The organism is Spirosoma endophyticum (assembly GCF_900112365.1).
Taxonomy (GTDB): domain Bacteria; phylum Bacteroidota; class Bacteroidia; order Cytophagales; family Spirosomataceae; genus Spirosoma; species Spirosoma endophyticum.
This window is the reverse complement of sequence record NZ_FOLQ01000020.1, coordinates 91,887-111,054: the sequence shown is the minus strand read 5'-3', so window position 1 is coordinate 111,054 and position 19,168 is coordinate 91,887. Positions and strand designations below refer to the sequence as shown.

The window sequence follows — 19,168 nt, the reverse complement described above, 5'->3', positions numbered from 1 at the left end:
ATTCAGATTTAGCCTGCACCAATGTGCATTCGGCCATTCAGGACACGCTGTATGTGGTCAATGGGAAATGGAAGTTGTTGCTACTTTCCATCTTGATTAATGAAGGCACCAAGCGTTTTGGTGAACTGGCCAGGGCCTCGGGCATTTCGCCGCGAATCTTATCCAAGGAGTTACACGAACTGGAACTCAACCAATTAGTGAGTCGGCAAGTATGCCCTACCAAACCGGTCACGGTGGAATATTCGGCCACCCCTTATGCGGGCACGCTGAAGGAAGTGATTGATGCGATGATTCGGTGGGGCCAGCGCCACAAACAAAAGCTGGTTCGGAGCTAATTGCTTTGGGCGAGCAACTGGCTGGGGTTGAACTCAGCTATCTCTTGTCTCATTTTACGCTCCCAACTGAGACGAAGAAGTATTCATGTATCTGCTTTATAAACTGGGTGTAGATAAAGATACCCGCTTCGGTAATGGCTTCCGCGACGGCGACCCGGCATTTGCGCTGGCGTCTCGCTTCGACTTTTGCTCTCAGTAGGTTACGCTAAATTAGCCAGTATAGCTGGTAATGTGCTTTTCCTCAATGCTCATATAAAGTGTATCTTTACACTTTACTATGGCTGAAAACCAATTCACTGAATACAAATAAAGCTGGCGTGACGAATACCTCAAATGGATCGCCGGTTTCGCCAACGCGCAGGGCGGCACGTTGTTGATTGGTGTCAATGACAAAGGGCAGGTTGTTGGCCTTGATAATGCTAAACGGCTGCTGGAAGATCTCCCTAATAAGATTCAGAATGCCCTGGGCATCATCGCCGACGTAAACCTGCGCGAGCAAGGAGGACAGGCATATATCGAGATCGTTACCCAACCTTATGAAATGCCCGTCGCCTACCATGGGGAGTATCACCTACGAAGCGGTAGTACCAAGCAGGTGCTCAAAGGGAACGCCTTGCAGCAGTTTTTGCTCAAGCGCTTGGGTAAGACTTTTGATGATGTCGTCGAACCCAAAGCCAGATTGGAAGATCTTGATCCCGAAACTATACAAGCGTTTGAGCAACGGGGGGTGGAACGACAGCGGTTGGATCATCATGAACCGCTACGGATCGGTTTGGCAACCTTTCTAGACAATCTCAATCTAACTGATGGCGAAGGGGGAGTGAAGCGGGCGGCATTAGTCTTGTTTGGCAAACACCCGATGCGCTTTATCTTAGGTGCTCACATCAAAATCGGCCGCTTTGGCCAGGATGCCACCGATCTGAAGTTTCAGGATGAGTTGAGTGGCGATGGGTTCCGGCTGGCTGAACGCACCCTACAACTGCTGGATAGTAAGTACCTACCTGGCCTGGTCTCCTATCAGGGCCTATATCGCCAGGAGCGGTTGCCATACCCACCCGATGCCATTCGCGAGGCCTTGCTTAACGCCATCATGCACAAGGACTACTTTGGCGGTCCTATCTTTGTGTGGGTGTATGATGACCGGTTGGTATTCTTCAACGAAGGCTCGTTAATTGAAGGCTTAACCCCGGCTGACCTGCAACAGCCTCATTCCTCTCGTCGGCGTAACCCTACCCTGGCGATGGCCATGTTTCGGGGTGGTCTGGTGGAAACCTGGGGTCGTGGCACGTTGAAGATGATTGCCGAATGTCGGGCGTGGGGGCTGCCGGACCCTTTGTTTGAAGACAAACAAGGTGGATTCTGGGTGACCTTCTTTGCCGATCGCTATCAGGAAGCGTTGTTACGACAAGCCGGGCTGAATGAGCGACAGACGAAGGGTATTCTTTATACCAAGCAGCAGGGACGGATAACGAACGCTGACTATCAGCGGCTCAATGACTGTTCGCGCAACACGGCTAGTACTGACTTGAAAGAATTGGTTCAACAGAATTGGCTCAAGCAGCAGGGCACGAAAGGGGCAGGCTCTTACTATGTAGTAAACCAGTAGAGTCATTGCACAAATTGCATAGCAATTGCACATTAATTGCACAATTGCGTTCACTAAACTATACAACGTATTGAATATAAACCTATTCTATTTGTAGCCCTACCTAATGGATACCATCATTCAAGTTAAAATCAGCCTGCGCGGCACCAAACCACTCATCTGGCGACGCATACTGGTGGAAAAGACCAGTACGTTTGAAACACTGCATGAGGTCATCCAAATCGCCATGGGATGGACCAACTCGCATCTGCACGAGTTTACCGCAGCTGGAGTACGGATTGGCCAGCCACTGGAAGAGTTTGACATGGATTATGGCGAAAAGTTGATCGACGAAGCGACAGTTACCCTGGAAAGCGTGTTGACACATGGTACTCAAACAGTTGACTACACCTACGATTTCGGGGATAGTTGGGAGCACACCCTTATAGTGGAACAATGGCTTCCCGTTGATGCTGATTTACAGTACCCTATCTGTACAGGTGGCAAGCTAAACTGTCCACCCGAAGACTGTGGCGGAATTCCCGGCTTCTATGAAATGCTACGCATCATAAATGACAAAGGACACCCTGAGCGGCAGGAAATGCTGGAATGGCTCGGCGGGATCTATGATGCTAAGGCGTTCGACTTGCAAGAGGTGAACCAGCAATTAACAGCTTTTTTTCACTCATCATAAGTTAACCAATTGAGGCGAATATAGTCAAGATTACCAATTGGGCAGTTGACAAATGCCGTATGTTACGGATTAGCGTTGACATTAATTTCCAAAAAGTCTTTGTCTCGCAAAAACGCTCCCTCTTGAGATGGAGAAGCGTACATAGGGCTGCTTCATCAGTAGAATGGGTAAAGGGACAGCTAATTTAGGAGTAACGCCAAAATCTTGTAAGCAAGGTTGGTCAGTTTGTGGATCCCGTTCCCACCCAACGGAGCTGGTGGGAACGGAACACCCTCGGTAGCGGCCTTCAGTCCGGTAGTTCGTCGATACTGCGGGGCTCGACCCTGGGCTGAGCATTCATCTGGTGACGATACTGACTCGAGGTCTCATACGCCAGTTGACGAGCCCGCATGATGCTGCCCAGCGGCCGGTGGGCAGCCAGGCAATGAAAAGGATTGAACGTCAACACATCATCGGCGTATACCCGCCGGGCCGGGCTGTAGGCATTCTGGGCTGGAATGACCAGTTTGCCAATCGGCTGGTAGGGACTTTCATCCTCAGCCCACTCCACCGACCCGTCTTCCACCGGCATACGGGTTAGATCGGTGCACAGCTGGGCGCGTAGTTCATACTCGGCCCCTTGGTTGACGAAAAAAGAGACCACTAAGTCCCGCAACGCCGAATCGTTACGGGCATCAATCTCCTGGCCCTGCAGGGCTTGCAGCGCTTCGGATAGGGGAACCGCCGATAGTTTGGCGATATACTCACCGTAACGTAAAGCGGCCATGCTGAAAAAGGTTTCTCCTAGAATGTGGGTATTGGCCTTCCCAATGCCTAGGTCATTGGGTTCCGGCTCCAGCCCCACCACATCCAGCAGTTTGTGAACGCCCGTGATCAGCTTTGACTGAGCCGCTTGCAGTTCTTCGGGTAGGCCAGCTTGCTTCTCCAGTTTTAGCTGCTGCTGGAGATAGGTCTCCACCGTACCGGTCGGAATGATGGGATGGTTGACCAGCAGAAAGTCCTGGGTGAGGGCATCCGCCTGGTCGGGCAAAAACTTGGGGCCTTCTACGCCGATCACCTTGATGGCCATGCCCCGAAAGGTGGGCTGTCCATCGGGCATGATAGCGCCCGGTGCGGTCGATAGACGAATGATAACCGGATACGTGGCAGGCCTTTTGAACAAGCCCTGGGCTAATGGTTGGGGTAGGTTATCATAAATCTGTAATTCACCCCGCAAAATACCATGGCTTTTGGCGTGGGCGTCGCGAATCGCATGCCGGTGCTTCTCGAACATGAGCCGATTGACGCGGGCCATCGAGTCGACGACCTGGCGGGTTTGTTCCTCCTCGTTAGGCTGTTTCACTTCAACCGCGTCCGAATAGGGGACATAATTGGGTTGGTTAGTTGTCATAATATGAATTGCTAGGATAAGGGCTAGAGCTAGTAGCCGTAGCTGATCCACCACGTGAACCAGTCACAGACCTCAGGGTTGGTAAATGAGTTAGCTGGCGGAGGGCATTTCTTCAGGCTTAGAAAGCATGCCAGCCATGATGCCAAAAACGCCTGCTACCAAAAAGGTATTGCGTGCTTTGGCATGGCCTGCAAAGCCAAACAACCAGGGAGCGCTCAAGGCGAATAGTCCCACGGCGGTGTCGGCTATCAGATGCCCCTTGAAGGGAATGACCTTGGCCAATCCCCACTCGGCTCGGGTTAAGAGGCTAGTTACCAGAATGCTACCGCTCAAGAGGCGGGTTAGGGCAACGGCTGTTGGTTGGTCGTCAAAGCCCACCAGGGTGGGAGCTGCCGCCACCAGGGGCACGTACGAGTAATCGGTGAAGCCGTGCTGCTGACGGCTCATTGGTTTTTTCATACTAGTTGAGTGGTTGTAGGGGGTGACAACAAGCTGATTGTTGACCCCTACGGCTGTATAGGGCGTCAGCTTACGGCTAAATAAACGTAGATGTCAAAACATGGTTTTAATTTTTCTGAAGAATGAACACACTTGCTGCCTTGGCGAACGGGGGTACATTGGTAAGTCTATAATTTGATTAGACTCAACAGGCGTGTCCTTATTGAATAAGTACCCTGTAGAGGTCAGCCCATTTTGTCCTTTTAACGCTCCAAATTGAGACGAGAAAGGTTTCATGTATTATCTCATGTAACCGGGCGTTTAAAGGCACAGCTTGTCTTCCAACCAGTTGTCAATTGAGCGTTCTGTACGCGTTCGGCGTGAAGCCTACTTGATGCTTAAACAAGCGCGTAAAATGCGAGGGGTACTTAAAGCCCAATTCATAGGCAATCTGACTAATGGATTTGCGCTCATCAAATATCTTTTCTTTGGCCACATCGATCACTTTTGATTGAATGTATTCTTGAGCCGATCGACCGGTTTCTTTCTTCACCAGGTCCCCAAAATAGTTGGGGGATAAATGGAGGACTTCGGCGCAATACCCGACCGAAGGCAAGCCCTCGCTCTGCGGTTTATCGGATGAAAAATAGCCGGTCAATAGGTCTTCAAACCGTTCCAGGATGCCTTTGTTGGCATCGTCGCGCGTAATGAACTGGCGGTCGTAAAAACGGATGCAGTAATTGAGCAGCAGCTCGATGTTGGAGGCAATTAGGCCTTTAGTGTGCTTGTCTATGGTTTGATCAAGTTCGTACTCAATTTTTGCAAAGCAATCCGTTACAATACTTTTCTCTTTCTCCGACAAATGAAGCGCTTCATGGACAGCATACGAAAAGAACGAATAATCCTGCATGTGTTTGCCTAATGGAGTGCCGTTTAGCAGGTCGGCATGAAAAAGCAAGGCCCAGCCTTTAGGGGCAAATAGATCAACGCCGGATTGTACACCTAACACCTGTCCAGGCGCGACAAATATCAGACTTCCTTCCTGGTAGTCATAGTGTCTTCTTCCATAGCGCAGTTGGCCATGGTTCAACTCTTTCAGACCCACCGCATACAACCCAAAGTTGAATGACCCCGCAGACATTGGTTGCGCTTTGGAGAGGTCAATCACCGCCACCAGCGGATGTTTAGTCGGTACGCCCCGCATGGTGTTGTATTGCGCGATGCTGCTAATGTTTACAATCTTGTTCATGCCGTTTTCTTTTATCATTACAAAATTACAGATTCCCTTAAGCCCTTTTCATATTGGCCTTCCAATCAGTAATATTGGTAAGGAAACCCGTAATCTGTATAAAAAAGGCTCGGTCGGCCGCCCCAATTTTGCAGCTGTAAACACACAAAAAACAGACAAAATGAAAACACGACAATTAGGAGCCTCAGGATTAAGCGTATCTGAACTTGGTTTGGGCTGCATGGGATTAAGCCATGGGTATGGCCCGGCCACCAATGAAAACGAAGCGATTACACTCATTCGACACGCGTATGAATTGGGCATCACTTTCTTTGATACCGCAGAAGTGTATGGACAAGGAGCCAATGAACAGTTGGTCGGAAAAGCATTGCACCATGTACGGGATAAAGTAATCATCGCCACCAAGTTTGGCTTTAACAACGGCCGGAATACAGATGGGTTGGATAGTCGCCCGGAACGCATTAGGCAAGTGGCTGAAAACTCGCTCCGGTATCTGAAAACCGATTATATCGACTTGTTTTACCAACACCGGGTGGACCCGAATGTGCCTGTTGAAGACGTTGCCGGAACGGTAAAAGAGTTAATCGCTGAGGGTAAAGTAAAACACTTCGGGATGAGTGAAGCCAGCGTGCAAAGTATACGTCGAGCGCATGCGATACAACCCGTGGCCGCCCTGCAAAGCGAGTATTCTATGTTCTGGCGCGAACCCGAAAAAGAAATCATACCCTTGCTGGACGAATTGGGCATTGGCTTCGTTCCATTTAGCCCGTTGGGCAAAGGATTTTTAACGGGTAAGATGACGGCGGCCACTGAATTTGACCCGACCGATTGGCGCAATATCATGCCTCGTTTTAGCAAAGAAAACCGCGAAGCGAATCAAACCATTGTTGAGTTGGTAACCAAGATTGCGAGCCAACAGAACGCAACGCCCGCGCAAATTGCCTTGGCCTGGCTGCTGGCGCAAAAGCCTTGGATTGCACCGATTCCGGGAACCACCAAACTAAGTCGCTTAGCCGAAAATATAGGCAGTGTAACCATTACCTTAAGCAATGATGATTTAGCCAATATCGATGAGGCTTTGGCGGACATCCGCCTTCAAGGCGAACGCTATCCTGCAAGTTTGGCAGGCCTACAAGGCAGGTAAGGTAATCATACTCTTGTGCTACGCCCCTGCCCTTGTACATGTCCTTACGTACAAAGGCAGGGGGCGGTAGTTATTGATAGCTATGGCCTCGTAAAAGTTTATGGCCAAAGAATTAAAAATGGCTTCATACTTTGGTTGCTTTTATAAATGTATTCACATGTCAATAAAAGTACTCATTTCAATAATTGCTGGTTTTATCAATTCTTAAATGATCCTGCACCGCTGAGTGCGGTTTAACTGGATAGAAAGCAAAACCGGTTACCAGGGCTCAATCCGTCAACTACGTACCTTAAGCGACTTACCGATCTTATTGGCCATCCTCTTTCTGGAACCAGATGGAAGGCAGGGCTACCGTCTCAAACCAATAGGTGTGCAGACCTCCCACATAGCGTTTCCAGGCCTGGAAACTAAAGGGCTTCCGGCTATACACCGTGGCCCCGCGCCGGTAAGCGTCCTGTTGATCCGTCTGGTCATCACTGCTCGACAGCATGATAATGGGCACCAGATGGCCCTGGGGATGCTGCTGCACTAACGATAAAAAGTCGAACCCGCTCAGCCCGGTGCGTAAGTTGATGTCCAACAGGATTAACCGGGGACCTCGGCCCGTCAAATCGCCCAGATACCTTGCCGCTTCTTCATAGGTGCTGGTATGGATAAACACAGCTTCGGGTGCTGACTGCCGCTCGGGTCAGCAACTCAGCGATGGTGGCATCATCGTCGACCAACAGAATGGGAAAAACAGAAGGCTTCATCAGTATTTAGACCGACAAACATACGAAAAGGCAATAGCTTTTCCGTTCAACATCTATCGGCCGATGGCTTCACGGCTACTTACTTTAACCCCCAGCTTTGTCGACTCTGCCTTAAAGGGCGTTGGTTGTTTTTAGCGATCTACTAGTCCTGCTCATCTTATCGCACAAAACGCTCAATTTAAGGAGTCCATACAGGTAGATATCTCCGTTTGCGTTCTTGGGGCAGCCTCAATCGCAAGCCAGCAATAGCAAATTCATAGATTCAGGTGGTGTCAGCATATAGAAAAAGAAACAGGGTTCTCAAAAAACGACGCTTAATAAAATGATTTTGCTGTCTGCTTCAAGAGGGTAACTTGCCGATATTCAAACCTTAATGGCCGATAACAACGTACTCATTCCAGCACTTTCGGCAATGGTAGGCTTTTATAGGAATAAACCGGGAGAAGAAACGAGCCAAACTTGAACGGGTAATACGTTCTTCATCAATCTTGCCACATTTCGGGCATTTTATAGAAAAGGAAATGTGCAGATACAGATAGGTCAGTGCTGCTAGAATAACCAATCCAGCAATAGAGTAAAAAACAAGTTTCATAGAATTCGAAAGGTAAACTGAATACATAACTAACCAGAGTGCTAGTTGAAAATTGGACTTGTTTATCTTCTAACTAGTCAAGTAATTCAGCTTCTTCAGAGGTAGGATATCCCTCTGAGCTTTCTATATCAACCAGAATACTCAAACACCAAGAGTAATCTTCCTTATATTCATAGTTTTTGTAATCAGCATTTATTGTAAAAACGACGTAATCCCCGTTAGAGTCAGTTGTTTTAAATAAGGAAAAATTCTCTTCAAAGTTTCTATCGTATGCGACGGATAGCATTGTACAGTTATTAAAAAGTAAATGTCTCGTAAAAACGCTGGATAATGTGACGCCCGCTGATCCGTATTGGTGGCATTACAAGCAATTCATAGCCGAACGGCAACAAATCAACTCGCACCGGCGCCCTGGAGCTAACGATAGCCAAAAGCTCAAAAATTATATGTATCAGAAATTACAAAGCGTCTAAAGCATCGCTTCTCTTTTCACTGCTCTGGCAGCCCGGCCGCAGTGGTCCATTTTGAGCTGACAATACACTGAACTAGACGCTCATTTATTTATAAGTATCCGGCAAGTACGCCAAACGATGAATGCGTGGCTGGTGGAGTACAATACGGAACGGCCTCATCGGACCTTGCCATTTATGACCCCGGTCGAATACCGACAGGCGGCTTAACCGCTACTCAAAACTGGCTCACCAAAGGGGCTAAGGACCTAATCTTAAGGTAGGCCAACAAATTATCAACTTAAACTGACTACTAGCCGATAGAAGAAGGTGGTTCTTTGTAAAGAAAACCTAGTTGAATAACACCATGAGCCAATCAGAGGAGCTTAGCAACCGGACCGCGCGGCCGTAACCAATTACGCCGGGCATCCTCCGCGACTGCGGGTGCTCCGCTGAGCAAGTAGGTCCATTAAGGTCCTACTATTTAATCAAGTTGGTCGCCAAATAGAGCAAACTAGTTTAGAGCGGCTGCTAGTTACCAGTATAGATACACGACTCGTTTCCACCTTGCCTTTCCTCCTATAAGCTATGCACCAAATCATAACTTCCCCAGTCTTTTACGAGGCAGACAGCCTGAAGATGGTCGCGCATCTTGCCCGGCCACAGGGCCAGGGTCCTTGGCCCGCCGTTCTCATTGGACACGACGGCGTTGGTCTTGACGACTACCAGCGGGGTCGCGCTGATGATCTCGCCGCGCACGGCTATGTTGCGCTCGCGATGGATTTTCACGGCGGACAGAACTTTTTTGGCCGGCCCGACGCCATGCTGGCTCGGACCATGCCCTTGCTGGCCGACGAAGGTCGGATGCGGGCTATTGGTCGCGTTGCGCTGAACGTTCTTCTGGCAACGCCTGATGTGGACGCCAGCCGGCTCTTGGCTCTAGGCTATGGTGCTGGCAGCCGGATCGTCCTTGAGCTTGCGCAAACAGGCGCCCCTTTCAAAGCTGTCGCGGTGGTCCACCCCGCCTTGCCGAAACCGGATGCCGATGACTGGCGCGATCTAAACAGCACCATTCTTCTCTGTACCGGCTCGGAGGACCCACTGGTCACTCCCGGCCAGCTGCTCGCCTTTGGTCACACCTTACAGGAAGCCGGGCTTGACTGGCGGGTAACCATTTATGGCGGTGCCCAGCACGCTTTTTGGGCTCGTCCGACCAATTCGGACGGATTGCTGGCCGAAGGGTCCACGCATGTTCAAGCAACGGTGCCCGGTGTGGGCTATCACCCCAAACACACTGAGCGGGCCTGGCGCGCCGTACTTGATCTTTTCGGAGAGGTATTGAATGACCGCTGTTGATGCGATCCGGGCGGGAGGAGAAGCTTTGCGTAGCGCCACAATGGGGCGGATACTAGAAATTGAAGTTGATAATTATTGAAACCTAATTGTCTCATTAAATGCTCCCCAACATGATATGCAGGGTCATTCCTAGTGCGAATGAAGCGGATAATAAGAAACGACGAGCTGCAGTCGGCCTGCTACGTTTAGAAGAATACGCTAAAGCTAGGGAATTTAAGGAGGCACTGCTGAAAAACTGAGCAAAACTAAACGCATTTGGAGCGGTTTGTTAGCTATTGAGTTCGATTAGCCAACACCATTTCTCAAAGCTGCCATACGTGCCAACAAAGGGCAGAGATTATGGCCAAAATCGGTGAGCGCATACGCTACCCGGGGAGGACGTTCCTTGTACTGTTTCCTACTGATTAAGCCATCCGCTTCAAGCGCTCTCAGTTGTTGAGTTAATACCTTTCTTGAAATAGCGGGTATCCGAACAAGGATTTCCCCGAAACGCCGATCATGTCTGAGAAGCACGTGCAGAATAGTCAATTTCCACCGTCCTCCAATCAAATCGATCGTCGCCGAAACAGCACAGTCATTGGTGTCTATCTTTTTTGCCATTAGTCACTTTTAGGTTACCACTTTTTGTTTTGACGCGAAAGGACAATGGTCACTTTTAATAATCTAGATCGGTTGTTCATGTGATAAGTAGGTTATCATTAATCGTACATAAAGATCATGATTTTAGTAACGGGTGCCACAGGCAATTTGGGTAAAGCAACCATTCATTCACTAGTAGAGAAGGGCATAGCTACATCCGACATTACGGCGTTGGTACGAGATGACACCAAGGCAGCCGACTTAAAGTCAAAAGGGGTTCAGGTGAAACTCGGTGACTACCAAGATGTTGAATCATTAAAAAATGCGTTCCAAGGCGTAGACAAGCTACTGCTAATATCTTCTTCAGCAGCTATTGCTTACCGGTTTGGGCAGCACAAGAATGCGATTGATGCCGCTACGGAAACTGGAGTCCGTCACCTGATTTATACGGGCTTTGAGATGAAAGATTTAAATCAAAGCACCATGACGGAAGATGTGCAATACCACGCCTATACAGCTGACTATTTAAAGCAGGCAGCCCTCCCTTATACCGTGATGAATAATACACTTTATGCGGATTTGATTCCTTTCCTTATTGGAAAGGACGTGTTGGATGCGGGTGTCTGTATTCCTGCCGGAGTCGGTAAAACCCCCTTTTTGCCACTAGCCGAAATGGCGGAGGCGTTGGCCGTTGTACTGACTACTCCGGGTCACGAAAATAAGGAGTACGTTATTGCGGCAGAAACCGCTTTTTCGTTTGCGGAAATTGCTGACCTGCTCTCAGCTAGTGCCGGGAAGACGATCGCTTGTCACCAACCTGAAATAAGTTTATACATTGCGCAGCTTATACAGGCTGGCCTTTCTGAAAATGATGCGGCCTACATTGCCAGGTACGCCAAGGCGATTGGGCATGGGGAGTTTGATACCGGTAAAAGTGATGTAAAGCAACTTCTGGGCAGGAGACCGGTCAGGTTAGAAGATTTTTTGAGAAACCTATACGGTGAATAAACTCTTTAAGAACGCTGTCATCGTATGCTACTACCCATACTTGACAGTTGTTAAAAAGACAATCGTCTCATAAATGGCTCCCGTACGAGACAAAAGAACTTCCACATAACAGTTTCGATAATGGGGGTTTTTAACGGTAAACAAAACAATCGATGGCTAGCGTTCGACAAATTTTATAAAGGCGCATAGCAGTAGCCTGTACTTCCCTACAAAACAACTAGTTAGCTATAGTCGCACTGATCCACATGAAACCAATCTCCCAGCTAGCCGTGGCGTACATATTGTTTGATGAATAGGTAAAGTCAACCGGAGGCATCACAAATGTGAACGACACCTCCGGTCAAACTGACCAAAAATGAAGCGTTATGACAAATGTCATAAGCCAGTAGTATCCGTTGTAGTCAATTTTGTGCGGTTCACCGGTGCCTACACGTGATTGGTAGAAATTCATTCTACAGCGTTTGGCATACCGAAGGTGAGCGGTCACTACTAAAGACTGCACGTATGCTCAATCAAGCGCAAAAAGAAGCTATTAAGGCGACAATTCCCGTTTTAAAAGCCAATGGGGTAGCCCTTACCTCGTATTTCTATGAGCGAATGTTTCGCCATAATCCGGAATTAAAACATATTTTTAATCAGGGAAATCAACACAGCGGCAAGCAACCCACGGCTTTAGCAGGGGCCGTTCTGGCTTACGCTGAGCATATCGATGACCCCTCCGTGCTGGCGAGCGCACTGATGGGCATCGGCCATAAGCATGTCAGCCTCAACATTCGCCCCGAACAATATGACTTGGTAGGCCAGCATCTGTTGGCCTCCATTGGCGAAGTGCTGGATTTACCCGGCGATTCACCCTTGCTGGAAGCCTGGGCACTCGCTTATGACCAGTTGGCAACCCTGATGGCTGGCGTGGAAAATAAGATGTACCGCCAAACGCTGGGGCAGACCGGCGGCTGGAGTGGCTGGCGACCGTTCATTATCCGGCAGAAGGTGCAAGAATCAGCCGAAATCACCTCGTTCTACCTGTATCCGAGCGACGGGGGACAGGTAGCGTCGTTTCTGCCGGGTCAATTCGTGAGCGTACGGCTGTTCCTGCCCGAAATTAATCTGTTGCAACCACGTCAGTACAGCTTGTCGAACGCGCCGAACGGAGCGTACTACCGCATATCCGTTAAGCGCGAAAGCGGCAGTTCCCTCCGGCCCGACGGCATGATCAGCAACCGATTGCATAATTTCACGCGTGAGGGCGATGTGGTTGAGCTAACACCGCCGGCGGGTGGCTTTACGTTGAAGCAGGACCAGCCCGGCCCCGTCGTCTTTATTAGCGGAGGAGTGGGACAAACGCCCCTACTTAGTATGGCCGAGACAGTGCTCAATACGCACAGCCCGCGGCCTATGATTTGGGTTCATGGGGCCAGGAATAAGACCAGTCACGCATTTCGAGAACTGCTCAACACCTGGAGCCAGCGCTCGGATACGCTCCGTTTTTTCAACTTTTACGAACAGCCGGATGAACCCTTAGCACCCAATCCAGCGGTTATACCGGGTCGCGTTGATCTTCACCTGATTAAAGCGTTTATCATTCTGCCCCAGGCTACTTATTACCTGTGCGGCCCGGAACCGTTTCTTCGCCAGCAGTACGGAGACCTGATCGCCTTAGGCGTAAAGCCAGAGAACATTAATTACGAAGAATTTGGCCCCCAAACGCTTACCCTACGCCAAGAATTTGTCGTAAACGAGGCTGTATAAGTACCAGCGTGTGTACGTGTATCGAGCGGCAGCATTCCTCTTCGGAGGATCATGCTGCCGCTCGATACACGTACACACGCTGAAAAATCAAGGAACTTAACAGACGGTATTACCGCCATATTTTACCCAACCGAATGGTTAATTCTCCCCGTTGCTCTAATCGCTTGACGGTCCTGATGACCGTTTCAACCCGCAAACCCAGTAGGTCCGCCAACTGCTGCCGTGTGTAAGGCACCGCGTACTGGCCGACGGGAATAGGTTGCCCGTTTTTCAATTGATCGATATAATGGAGCAGGCGCTCCTCGGCGTGTTCAATGGCCACTCGTTCGAGCAGCCGGGCTTTGTTCACCAGCCGCTCGCTGAGCGTTTGAGTAATTTGCCAGTGCACGTCGAAGTGGTCGGCCAGGAGCTGGCTGAACGGGGACCGGTTACAGCGCCAGAGCGAGGTTGGTCGCGTGGTCATGGCGCTGGCCGGATAAGGCTTACGGGCGAGAAAGGGCGGTTCGCCAAAGCTTTGACCATCCTCAAAAATGCCCTGCACAAACTCTTTGCCATCGCCAAAGTTGACCATTTTGATCGCCCCTGAGATGATCTGGTAATAAAATTGAGCTTCTTCTCCTTCGCTAAACAGCAGAACGGCTTTCGGGAGTTGACATTGAATAGCCCCGTATTGTTCCAGCAACGTTGCACTAATCATACGTACTTACGACGGTTATCCTGTCTTTTGGCAGTAGTGATGGCGTAATCCACAACGCAGAGTAACTGATTGCTTTGCGTTGACGGATTACGCTCCATTCCCTCCCCGCTAATTGGCTTATTAGCGACCATACTTGATTTGGGGATGACTGATTTTGGGCTAGTTAGTTAGCTCAGACGTAGTAGCCGACTCAGGACAAACGACTGGTGGGGATGAACTACTCATTCGCTGACTCTTTTTTTGAGAAAAGAGCTTTACTAACAAGGCTTTCAGCGGGTCATAGCCCCCCATGATGGTTACCAGTATATAGAAAGGCACTGGAACCAAGACCATCCATTCGAGATAAACAATGAGAGGAACTAAAAACGATATCCCTGCCAGCCGTAAAACGGGTTCCAGGTATCCAGTAACATTCGGTTTGATGTCGCTCATGGCTTGGTAGAATCTATAGGTGAAACCGTAGCGTCAGGCTAAAGAAGCTTGACGCTGTATTGAGCTAGAGGCCCTCAGAATGGCATTCAACTGCGCTTTTTCCCCAATCGTCAGCTTGGTCAACGGTGCTCTTAATTCGCCCCCGTTCACACCCAGAAGTTCTAACCCCGCCTGAATGGCGCGGGGAAGCCCTTTCTGGACAATGAATTGTAGCAAATCGAACTGTTGGTAAAACGTCTCCTGGGCTGCGTTCCACCGGCCGGCCCGGAACGCATCGTACAGCTCGATGGTCAATTCCGGGATTAGATTAGGCGCCGCTGTGCACCACCCCCGTGCCCCGGCCGCCAACGCGGCCAGCGCCAGTGGATTGGCCCCATTGAAGAAGGCAACTTCTTCACCTAGTTGCCGACGCAGGACGTGCATTCGCTGCACATCGCCGGTGCTTTCCTTAATCATGGTGACGTTCGAAATCTGCAGGAGCCGCTTTAGTAGTGCCGGTGACATATCCACCCCCCCGGTAGCTGGGTTGTTGTATGCCATGATCGGAATCGAGAGAGCCCCCGCCACCGCATCGTAGTGAGCCACGATCTCGTCGTCGGTGAGCCGCCAGTAGCTCATGGGGATAATCATAACGGCGGTCGCTCCGGACCGCTCGGCGAACCTGGCGTGGTAAATGGTCCGTTCGGTGGTCAGATTAGACACGCCGACCAGGATCGGCACCCGGCCATTGACCTGCTGAATGGTCGCTTCCGTGACGGCTTCTTTTTCTTCGTCCGTCAGGTAAGGCAATACCCCCGTGCTGCCCAGTGGAGCAATGCCGTGGGAGCCGCTGACAACCAATCGCTCGACCAACGACTTGAATAAATTCACATCGACCTTGCCGGCTCGATCAAACGGGGTGATGGGATAGGCAATTACGCCGTGAAAAGGTACATGGTTCATGAGGCATTCGTTAAGGCCGGGGCTGAAGTACCCCGGCCCGGTGGTTTTATAAATCGCGCCCTTCTTCTTCGCGCAGCGCAACACCCAGATTTTGCAACTGAGGGGCATTTTCGCAGGCCAGGTATTTGGCCGGTTCGGTCGAACTGGCGTTCTGATGGCGGTGCCAAGCCCAAGAAGGGATATAAACGGCATCGCCCGCCTGCCAGTCGATGCGTTCGCCTTCGATCTCGGTCCAGCCTTTTCCTGCCAGCACGTACAGCACGGTTTCGTAAGTGTGCCGGTGCCGGTTGGTGACCTGGTCGGGTAACAGACCACCGATGGTCAGGCTGACATTCTGGGTGGGTAAATCGACAAAGAAAACCGGGTGCTTGCGCTCGGTTGAGAACTGGTTGTGTTCACCAGCCTGCTCCACGTTGCGGTGAATTAACTTGTCGGGTCGCCGAAAATGGGGACGGGCGTAGGTTTTGTGAAAATCGTTCGAGGTGAATTTTGCACCGGTTACCAGGGCTTGCTGTGTATTCATATGCGTTGCTTGGTTTATTACTCTTCATTCGTTTTGTTGAACGACGGGGCAAAAGTGTCGTATATTTGGCCCATTCGTATCATCCAGTTTTTCTAAATACACATGGGCCAGTTACGACCATGGGTGCTGAACCTTTCCCTAAACTGGGAGGGAAAACAGCCGGTTTATCTCCAGGTTGCCGATTATTTGCGCGACGAGATTCGCCGGGGACGGCTCGCGCCGGGAAGTACGCTGCCGGGTAGCCGTAGGGTAGCTGACCAATTGAGCGTCAACCGGAAAACCGTCGTCATGGCTTACGAGCAGCTTTTGGCCGAAGGCTGGATTGTCTCGCGCGACAAAAGCGGCACGTTTGTCTCCGATCAGCTACCCCAGCCACCCGTCTTGTTCCCTATGCCTGAACCAGCGGCTGCCATTCAGGCTCCGTTTCAGCGGCCACCGGACCTGCCCGACCCGACGCCATCGGTAGGCCTAGCGCCCAGCATTGTTTTTACGTATGGGGTTCCCGACGTGCGCCTGGCCCCGCTGGACCAACTGGCCCAGGCCCACCGGCGCATCTTCAACCAGAAAGCCCGCTGGCGGTTGATGGGCTACGGCAGCGAACAGGGAGACGAACGACTTCGCCAGGCTCTGACAACTATGCTGGCTCTGCACCGGGGCATTCGCATTACGGCTGACCAGATTCTCATTACGCGCGGTAGCCAGATGGCGCTGTACCTGACGGCGATGACGCTTTTGCAACCGGGAGACGTAATACTGGTCGAAAATCCCGGCTACGCGCCGGCGTGGGAAGCGTTTCGGCAGGCCGGGGCCCGGCTGATTCCGGTGCGGGTCGATGAAGCGGGTCTTGTCGTTGAGCAGGTTCAGGCTATTTGTCAGCGCGAACGGGTTAAGGCGCTGCTGGTAACACCCCAGCACCAGTTTCCCACTACGGTTACGTTAAAAGCCGACCGTCGGCTGGCCCTGCTGGCGCTGAGTGCGCAGTACGGGTTTACCCTCATCGAGGATGACTACGACCATGATTTTCATTACGGTCTCAAAAGCCCGCTACCGCTGGCCAGTTACGAAACGGCCCAGCCAATCGTCTACATCGGTTCGTTGAGCAAACTGATTGCCCCCGCCGTCCGAATTGGCTTTATGGTTGGTCCACCGTCGCTGATTCGGTCAGTGGCCCAATTGCGGGCTATCATTGACCGGCAGGGGGACGTAGTGCTGGAGCAGGCTGTGGCCGGATTAATGGAAACGGGTGAAATTCAGAAACACGCCCGGCGAGCCTTATCCATTTACCGGCAGCGACACCGGGTAATGGCCGATCTGCTCCATCACTACTTGGCTGACCGCGTGATCATCCGTCCACCCGAAGGCGGGCTTGCGTACTGGATACCTTTCCACCAACCCGTCGATTTTGGACTGGTGCGGCAGCACCTAGCTAGTCAGGGCGTCAGTCTGATCGATACGAACCGGTTTTCCTTCGAGGGTCAGCCGCTCAACGCGTTACGATTGGGCTTTGCATCTCTGACGGAGCCCGAGATGGAACAAGGTATTCGTGCGCTAAAATTGACCTTAGACCGCCAGTAGCCGTTTGTGGAACTGCTGTGAATAAGATGCTCTGGAAAAATAATAACTTTTTTCTATATAGTTAGGAATCCTAACTATATTTGCAACGAATTTAAACTTTCAGGCTTCTACTCATGCAAGTTTCCGTTTATGATACCTACGTTACCCGTACTGACGGGTCAGTCATGCACTTCGATATTCTGGTGCCCTCCGCGCTAACCAGCGAAGCAACCATTCATCAGTACGGCAAAGCGTACTTAGCGACCAAAGGCCAGACCAGGCAATCCCTGACGACTAAAGAGTGCCAGTTCTGTCACATTGAGCAGGCTACCGATGAAATACAGGCCAGCATTTCCAATCAAGGTTTTCACATTATCGAAATGCAGGGCTGTTGAGTGCTCACGCTGACGCCTTGTTTTCGACCAGTTTTCCATAATCAAGTCTAACCAAGCCAAACACATGTACAATTTACGAAAAGCAACGCTGATCGCCCTTGCGCTGACCACCTCGGTTGCTACCGCTCAAACCCACAAGCCGGCTGCGGCCTATAACAACGCCGATTTTACCATTAAGGCGGCTAGCATCACGTATGATAATACACTGGATATGCTCATCTTCGAAATGCAGGTCGAAGGGGCTGCCGGGCGCACCGTCCCTAAAGACGTCGGTAGCATGAACGGGGCACCGGTACTAGCCTACGTGTTTCCGACGACGCTCAAACCAACCGATGTGGGCTTTTCGGCCACCGACGGCATTGTGGCCCTGGGCCTCACCTCGCACCCCGATATGGACGACACGCCGTTGTGGGACGAGAACAACGACGGTATCTTTGACAACGACGGCGTGGTTTGGCACCCCCACTGGGTGGTGCTGACCAAAGACAACCGGGTGCCGGGTGGTCTGAGTGTCAAGGAGTTCAAGAAGGAAGACAAGGCCGTCACGCTGCCCAAAACCGCTCCGGGCGTACCGATGTATTTTGACTCGCCAGGCTACAACGTGGTGACGCGTGGCAAAGCGATTCGGATGGGTGTTCCGGCTTACCGGGTCAATAACCGCAAAGATTTCAACTTCGATGCGGTCAGCTGCTACATGGAGATGAGCATGGGTGCTGATCACGCCAGCCACGAGCCATCAGCGGCCAAACCGACGCTGGGCGTGTATGCCGTGTACACGGTTCTGTCGGGTAAGTTAACGTTGCCTTATACCGTAAAAAAATAATTCACTCCACTAAATTGCCGCGCGGTCACTCTTCGGCTGCGCGCCCCCCCCATTTTATGGACGCAATCACGTTAGTTCCTACCAACAGCCTGTTAACGGCAACGCCGGAGGAAGGCCGACAATTAGCCATTAAAATGGCCCGACTCATCATCAAGGTTACCCAACCCGACGAACAGAAGCGCCAGCAACTCCGGGACGTATATGCCCATGACGCCATAATGCTGATCGCTATTGGACAAACCGTTGCCACTAAGTTCGCTACCATTGCAGCCGCTAACCACTACTGGCGATGAACGACCTAACTGTGTATCATACGTATTTGGATAGCTTGATGAGAAATCGCCGGTATGTAAAAGTCCAATATTTTACCGAGCTTCACGAGCTAATTACCCGCAGTGCGCTTGTAGCAAGCCTGCAAATAGAAGGAGATAATTCGATAGTCAGTCTTTCCTCTGGGGAGCATATTCCCTTAACCCAGCTGG

General features: G+C 50.8%; 22 protein-coding genes and 1 pseudogene. 12 read left to right on the top strand and 11 right to left on the bottom strand.

Annotation, left to right across the window (positions count from 1 at the left end; genetic code table 11):
• The 3 genes from BM202_RS29630 to BM202_RS29620 all read left to right on the top strand — a co-directional run.
• A partial coding sequence (locus BM202_RS29630; protein ID WP_317039729.1) for a winged helix-turn-helix transcriptional regulator occupies positions 1 to 335 on the top strand: 335 nt, incomplete at its 5' end.
• A gap of 337 nt (positions 336 to 672) precedes the next feature.
• On the top strand, positions 673 to 1,941 hold the full coding sequence (locus BM202_RS29625; RefSeq protein ID WP_262507723.1) for an ATP-binding protein: 1,269 nt from the start codon (positions 673 to 675) through the stop codon (positions 1,939 to 1,941).
• Positions 1,942 to 2,047: 106 nt separating this feature from the next.
• Complete coding sequence (locus BM202_RS29620) at positions 2,048 to 2,614, top strand: plasmid pRiA4b ORF-3 family protein (RefSeq protein ID WP_093833035.1); 567 nt, start codon at positions 2,048 to 2,050, stop codon at positions 2,612 to 2,614.
• A 286-nt stretch (positions 2,615 to 2,900) separates the two neighbouring features.
• On the opposite strand, the gene BM202_RS29615 is transcribed toward BM202_RS29620, so the two are convergent.
• The 3 genes from BM202_RS29615 to BM202_RS29605 all read right to left on the bottom strand — a co-directional run bounded on the left by BM202_RS29615 (position 2,901) and on the right by BM202_RS29605 (position 5,691).
• Positions 2,901 to 4,004, bottom strand: coding sequence for a catalase family protein (locus BM202_RS29615; protein WP_093833033.1), 1,104 nt, complete (start codon positions 4,002 to 4,004; stop codon positions 2,901 to 2,903).
• Positions 4,005 to 4,094: 90 nt separating this feature from the next.
• Entirely contained in the window at positions 4,095 to 4,463 is a 369-nt protein-coding gene (locus tag BM202_RS29610) for an SPW repeat domain-containing protein (protein ID WP_093833031.1), read from the bottom strand.
• Between the two features lie 331 nt (positions 4,464 to 4,794).
• Complete coding sequence (locus BM202_RS29605) at positions 4,795 to 5,691, bottom strand: helix-turn-helix domain-containing protein (protein WP_093833030.1); 897 nt, start codon at positions 5,689 to 5,691, stop codon at positions 4,795 to 4,797.
• Between the two features lie 160 nt (positions 5,692 to 5,851).
• Here BM202_RS29605 and BM202_RS29600 point away from each other — a divergent pair, with 160 nt between their 5' ends.
• Positions 5,852 to 6,835 carry an aldo/keto reductase gene (locus BM202_RS29600; RefSeq protein WP_093833050.1) on the top strand — a complete coding sequence of 328 codons (984 nt, stop codon included), beginning with the start codon at positions 5,852 to 5,854 and terminating at the stop codon, positions 6,833 to 6,835.
• Between the two features lie 307 nt (positions 6,836 to 7,142).
• Here BM202_RS29600 and BM202_RS29595 read toward each other — a convergent pair whose 3' ends face one another.
• From BM202_RS29595 to BM202_RS37495, 3 genes are all read right to left on the bottom strand, one after another.
• Positions 7,143 to 7,496 carry a response regulator gene (locus tag BM202_RS29595; protein WP_245776840.1) on the bottom strand — a complete coding sequence of 118 codons (354 nt, stop codon included), beginning with the start codon at positions 7,494 to 7,496 and terminating at the stop codon, positions 7,143 to 7,145.
• 461 nt (positions 7,497 to 7,957) lie between these two features.
• On the bottom strand, positions 7,958 to 8,179 hold the full coding sequence (locus tag BM202_RS36820) for a hypothetical protein (RefSeq protein ID WP_143100786.1): 222 nt from the start codon (positions 8,177 to 8,179) through the stop codon (positions 7,958 to 7,960).
• 73 nt (positions 8,180 to 8,252) lie between these two features.
• Positions 8,253 to 8,465, bottom strand: a complete 213-nt coding sequence (locus tag BM202_RS37495) for a hypothetical protein (RefSeq protein ID WP_093833028.1) — start codon at positions 8,463 to 8,465, stop codon at positions 8,253 to 8,255.
• A gap of 271 nt (positions 8,466 to 8,736) precedes the next feature.
• Here BM202_RS37495 and BM202_RS39130 point away from each other — a divergent pair.
• Both BM202_RS39130 and BM202_RS29580 read left to right on the top strand, forming a co-directional pair.
• Positions 8,737 to 8,859, top strand: a pseudogene (locus BM202_RS39130) (integrase core domain-containing protein); the annotation flags it as partial.
• A gap of 357 nt (positions 8,860 to 9,216) precedes the next feature.
• Positions 9,217 to 9,984 (top strand): dienelactone hydrolase family protein, encoded by a 768-nt coding sequence (locus BM202_RS29580; protein WP_093833024.1) that lies wholly within the window; start codon positions 9,217 to 9,219, stop codon positions 9,982 to 9,984.
• A 285-nt stretch (positions 9,985 to 10,269) separates the two neighbouring features.
• Here the strand turns inward: BM202_RS29580 and BM202_RS29575 are convergent, their stop codons facing one another.
• Entirely contained in the window at positions 10,270 to 10,584 is a 315-nt protein-coding gene (locus tag BM202_RS29575) for a winged helix-turn-helix transcriptional regulator (RefSeq protein WP_093833022.1), read from the bottom strand.
• Positions 10,585 to 10,701: 117 nt separating this feature from the next.
• Here BM202_RS29575 and BM202_RS29570 point away from each other — a divergent pair, with 117 nt between their 5' ends.
• Together BM202_RS29570 and hmpA are read left to right on the top strand one after the other, a co-directional pair.
• A complete protein-coding gene (locus BM202_RS29570; protein WP_093833020.1) occupies positions 10,702 to 11,571 on the top strand; it encodes an NmrA family NAD(P)-binding protein in 870 nt (289 codons plus the stop codon).
• 504 nt (positions 11,572 to 12,075) lie between these two features.
• Positions 12,076 to 13,320: an NO-inducible flavohemoprotein gene (gene hmpA / locus BM202_RS29565; RefSeq protein WP_093833018.1), complete on the top strand. Its 1,245-nt coding sequence runs from the start codon at positions 12,076 to 12,078 to the stop codon at positions 13,318 to 13,320.
• A 109-nt stretch (positions 13,321 to 13,429) separates the two neighbouring features.
• On the opposite strand, the gene BM202_RS29560 is transcribed toward hmpA, so the two are convergent.
• The 4 genes from BM202_RS29560 to BM202_RS29545 form a co-directional block, all read right to left on the bottom strand.
• Positions 13,430 to 14,017 (bottom strand): Crp/Fnr family transcriptional regulator, encoded by a 588-nt coding sequence (locus tag BM202_RS29560; RefSeq protein WP_093833016.1) that lies wholly within the window; start codon positions 14,015 to 14,017, stop codon positions 13,430 to 13,432.
• A gap of 159 nt (positions 14,018 to 14,176) precedes the next feature.
• A complete protein-coding gene (locus BM202_RS29555) occupies positions 14,177 to 14,449 on the bottom strand; it encodes a hypothetical protein (RefSeq protein ID WP_093833014.1) in 273 nt (90 codons plus the stop codon).
• 33 nt (positions 14,450 to 14,482) lie between these two features.
• Positions 14,483 to 15,391, bottom strand: coding sequence for a dihydrodipicolinate synthase family protein (locus BM202_RS29550; RefSeq protein ID WP_093833012.1), 909 nt, complete (start codon positions 15,389 to 15,391; stop codon positions 14,483 to 14,485).
• 46 nt (positions 15,392 to 15,437) lie between these two features.
• Positions 15,438 to 15,914, bottom strand: a complete 477-nt coding sequence (locus tag BM202_RS29545; RefSeq protein WP_093833010.1) for a cupin domain-containing protein — start codon at positions 15,912 to 15,914, stop codon at positions 15,438 to 15,440.
• A gap of 102 nt (positions 15,915 to 16,016) precedes the next feature.
• Here BM202_RS29545 and pdxR point away from each other — a divergent pair, with 102 nt between their 5' ends.
• From pdxR to BM202_RS29525, 4 genes are all read left to right on the top strand, one after another.
• Positions 16,017 to 17,489, top strand: coding sequence for a MocR-like pyridoxine biosynthesis transcription factor PdxR (gene pdxR / locus BM202_RS29540; protein WP_093833008.1), 1,473 nt, complete (start codon positions 16,017 to 16,019; stop codon positions 17,487 to 17,489).
• 113 nt (positions 17,490 to 17,602) lie between these two features.
• Complete coding sequence (locus BM202_RS29535) at positions 17,603 to 17,863, top strand: DUF2024 family protein (protein WP_093833006.1); 261 nt, start codon at positions 17,603 to 17,605, stop codon at positions 17,861 to 17,863.
• 64 nt (positions 17,864 to 17,927) lie between these two features.
• The gene (locus BM202_RS29530) at positions 17,928 to 18,686 is read left to right on the top strand and encodes a hypothetical protein (RefSeq protein ID WP_093833004.1); all 759 of its coding nucleotides are present in this window, start codon (positions 17,928 to 17,930) and stop codon (positions 18,684 to 18,686) included.
• Between the two features lie 56 nt (positions 18,687 to 18,742).
• The gene (locus BM202_RS29525; RefSeq protein WP_093833002.1) at positions 18,743 to 18,979 is read left to right on the top strand and encodes a hexameric tyrosine-coordinated heme protein; all 237 of its coding nucleotides are present in this window, start codon (positions 18,743 to 18,745) and stop codon (positions 18,977 to 18,979) included.
• Positions 18,980 to 19,168: the final 189 nt, after the last annotated feature.

Excerpts from the sequence above, each read along its gene's own strand:
- BM202_RS36820 (WP_143100786.1), bottom strand. The coding sequence starts at position 8,179 with ATGAAACTTGTTTTTTACTCTATTGCTGGATTGGTTATTCTAGCAGCA.
- BM202_RS29580 (WP_093833024.1), top strand. The coding sequence starts at position 9,217 with ATGCACCAAATCATAACTTCCCCAGTCTTTTACGAGGCAGACAGCCTG.
- pdxR (WP_093833008.1), top strand. The coding sequence starts at position 16,017 with ATGGGCCAGTTACGACCATGGGTGCTGAACCTTTCCCTAAACTGGGAG.
- BM202_RS29575 (WP_093833022.1), bottom strand. The coding sequence starts at position 10,584 with ATGGCAAAAAAGATAGACACCAATGACTGTGCTGTTTCGGCGACGATC.
- BM202_RS29555 (WP_093833014.1), bottom strand. The coding sequence starts at position 14,449 with ATGAGCGACATCAAACCGAATGTTACTGGATACCTGGAACCCGTTTTA.
- BM202_RS29530 (WP_093833004.1), top strand. The coding sequence starts at position 17,928 with ATGTACAATTTACGAAAAGCAACGCTGATCGCCCTTGCGCTGACCACC.
- BM202_RS37495 (WP_093833028.1), bottom strand. The coding sequence starts at position 8,465 with ATGCTATCCGTCGCATACGATAGAAACTTTGAAGAGAATTTTTCCTTA.
- BM202_RS29610 (WP_093833031.1), bottom strand. The coding sequence starts at position 4,463 with ATGAAAAAACCAATGAGCCGTCAGCAGCACGGCTTCACCGATTACTCG.
- BM202_RS29605 (WP_093833030.1), bottom strand. The coding sequence starts at position 5,691 with ATGAACAAGATTGTAAACATTAGCAGCATCGCGCAATACAACACCATG.
- BM202_RS29615 (WP_093833033.1), bottom strand. The coding sequence starts at position 4,004 with ATGACAACTAACCAACCCAATTATGTCCCCTATTCGGACGCGGTTGAA.
- BM202_RS29545 (WP_093833010.1), bottom strand. The coding sequence starts at position 15,914 with ATGAATACACAGCAAGCCCTGGTAACCGGTGCAAAATTCACCTCGAAC.
- BM202_RS29600 (WP_093833050.1), top strand. The coding sequence starts at position 5,852 with ATGAAAACACGACAATTAGGAGCCTCAGGATTAAGCGTATCTGAACTT.
- BM202_RS29550 (WP_093833012.1), bottom strand. The coding sequence starts at position 15,391 with ATGAACCATGTACCTTTTCACGGCGTAATTGCCTATCCCATCACCCCG.
- BM202_RS29535 (WP_093833006.1), top strand. The coding sequence starts at position 17,603 with ATGCAAGTTTCCGTTTATGATACCTACGTTACCCGTACTGACGGGTCA.
- BM202_RS29560 (WP_093833016.1), bottom strand. The coding sequence starts at position 14,017 with ATGATTAGTGCAACGTTGCTGGAACAATACGGGGCTATTCAATGTCAA.
- BM202_RS29570 (WP_093833020.1), top strand. The coding sequence starts at position 10,702 with ATGATTTTAGTAACGGGTGCCACAGGCAATTTGGGTAAAGCAACCATT.
- hmpA (WP_093833018.1), top strand. The coding sequence starts at position 12,076 with ATGCTCAATCAAGCGCAAAAAGAAGCTATTAAGGCGACAATTCCCGTT.
- BM202_RS29525 (WP_093833002.1), top strand. The coding sequence starts at position 18,743 with ATGGACGCAATCACGTTAGTTCCTACCAACAGCCTGTTAACGGCAACG.
- BM202_RS29620 (WP_093833035.1), top strand. The coding sequence starts at position 2,048 with ATGGATACCATCATTCAAGTTAAAATCAGCCTGCGCGGCACCAAACCA.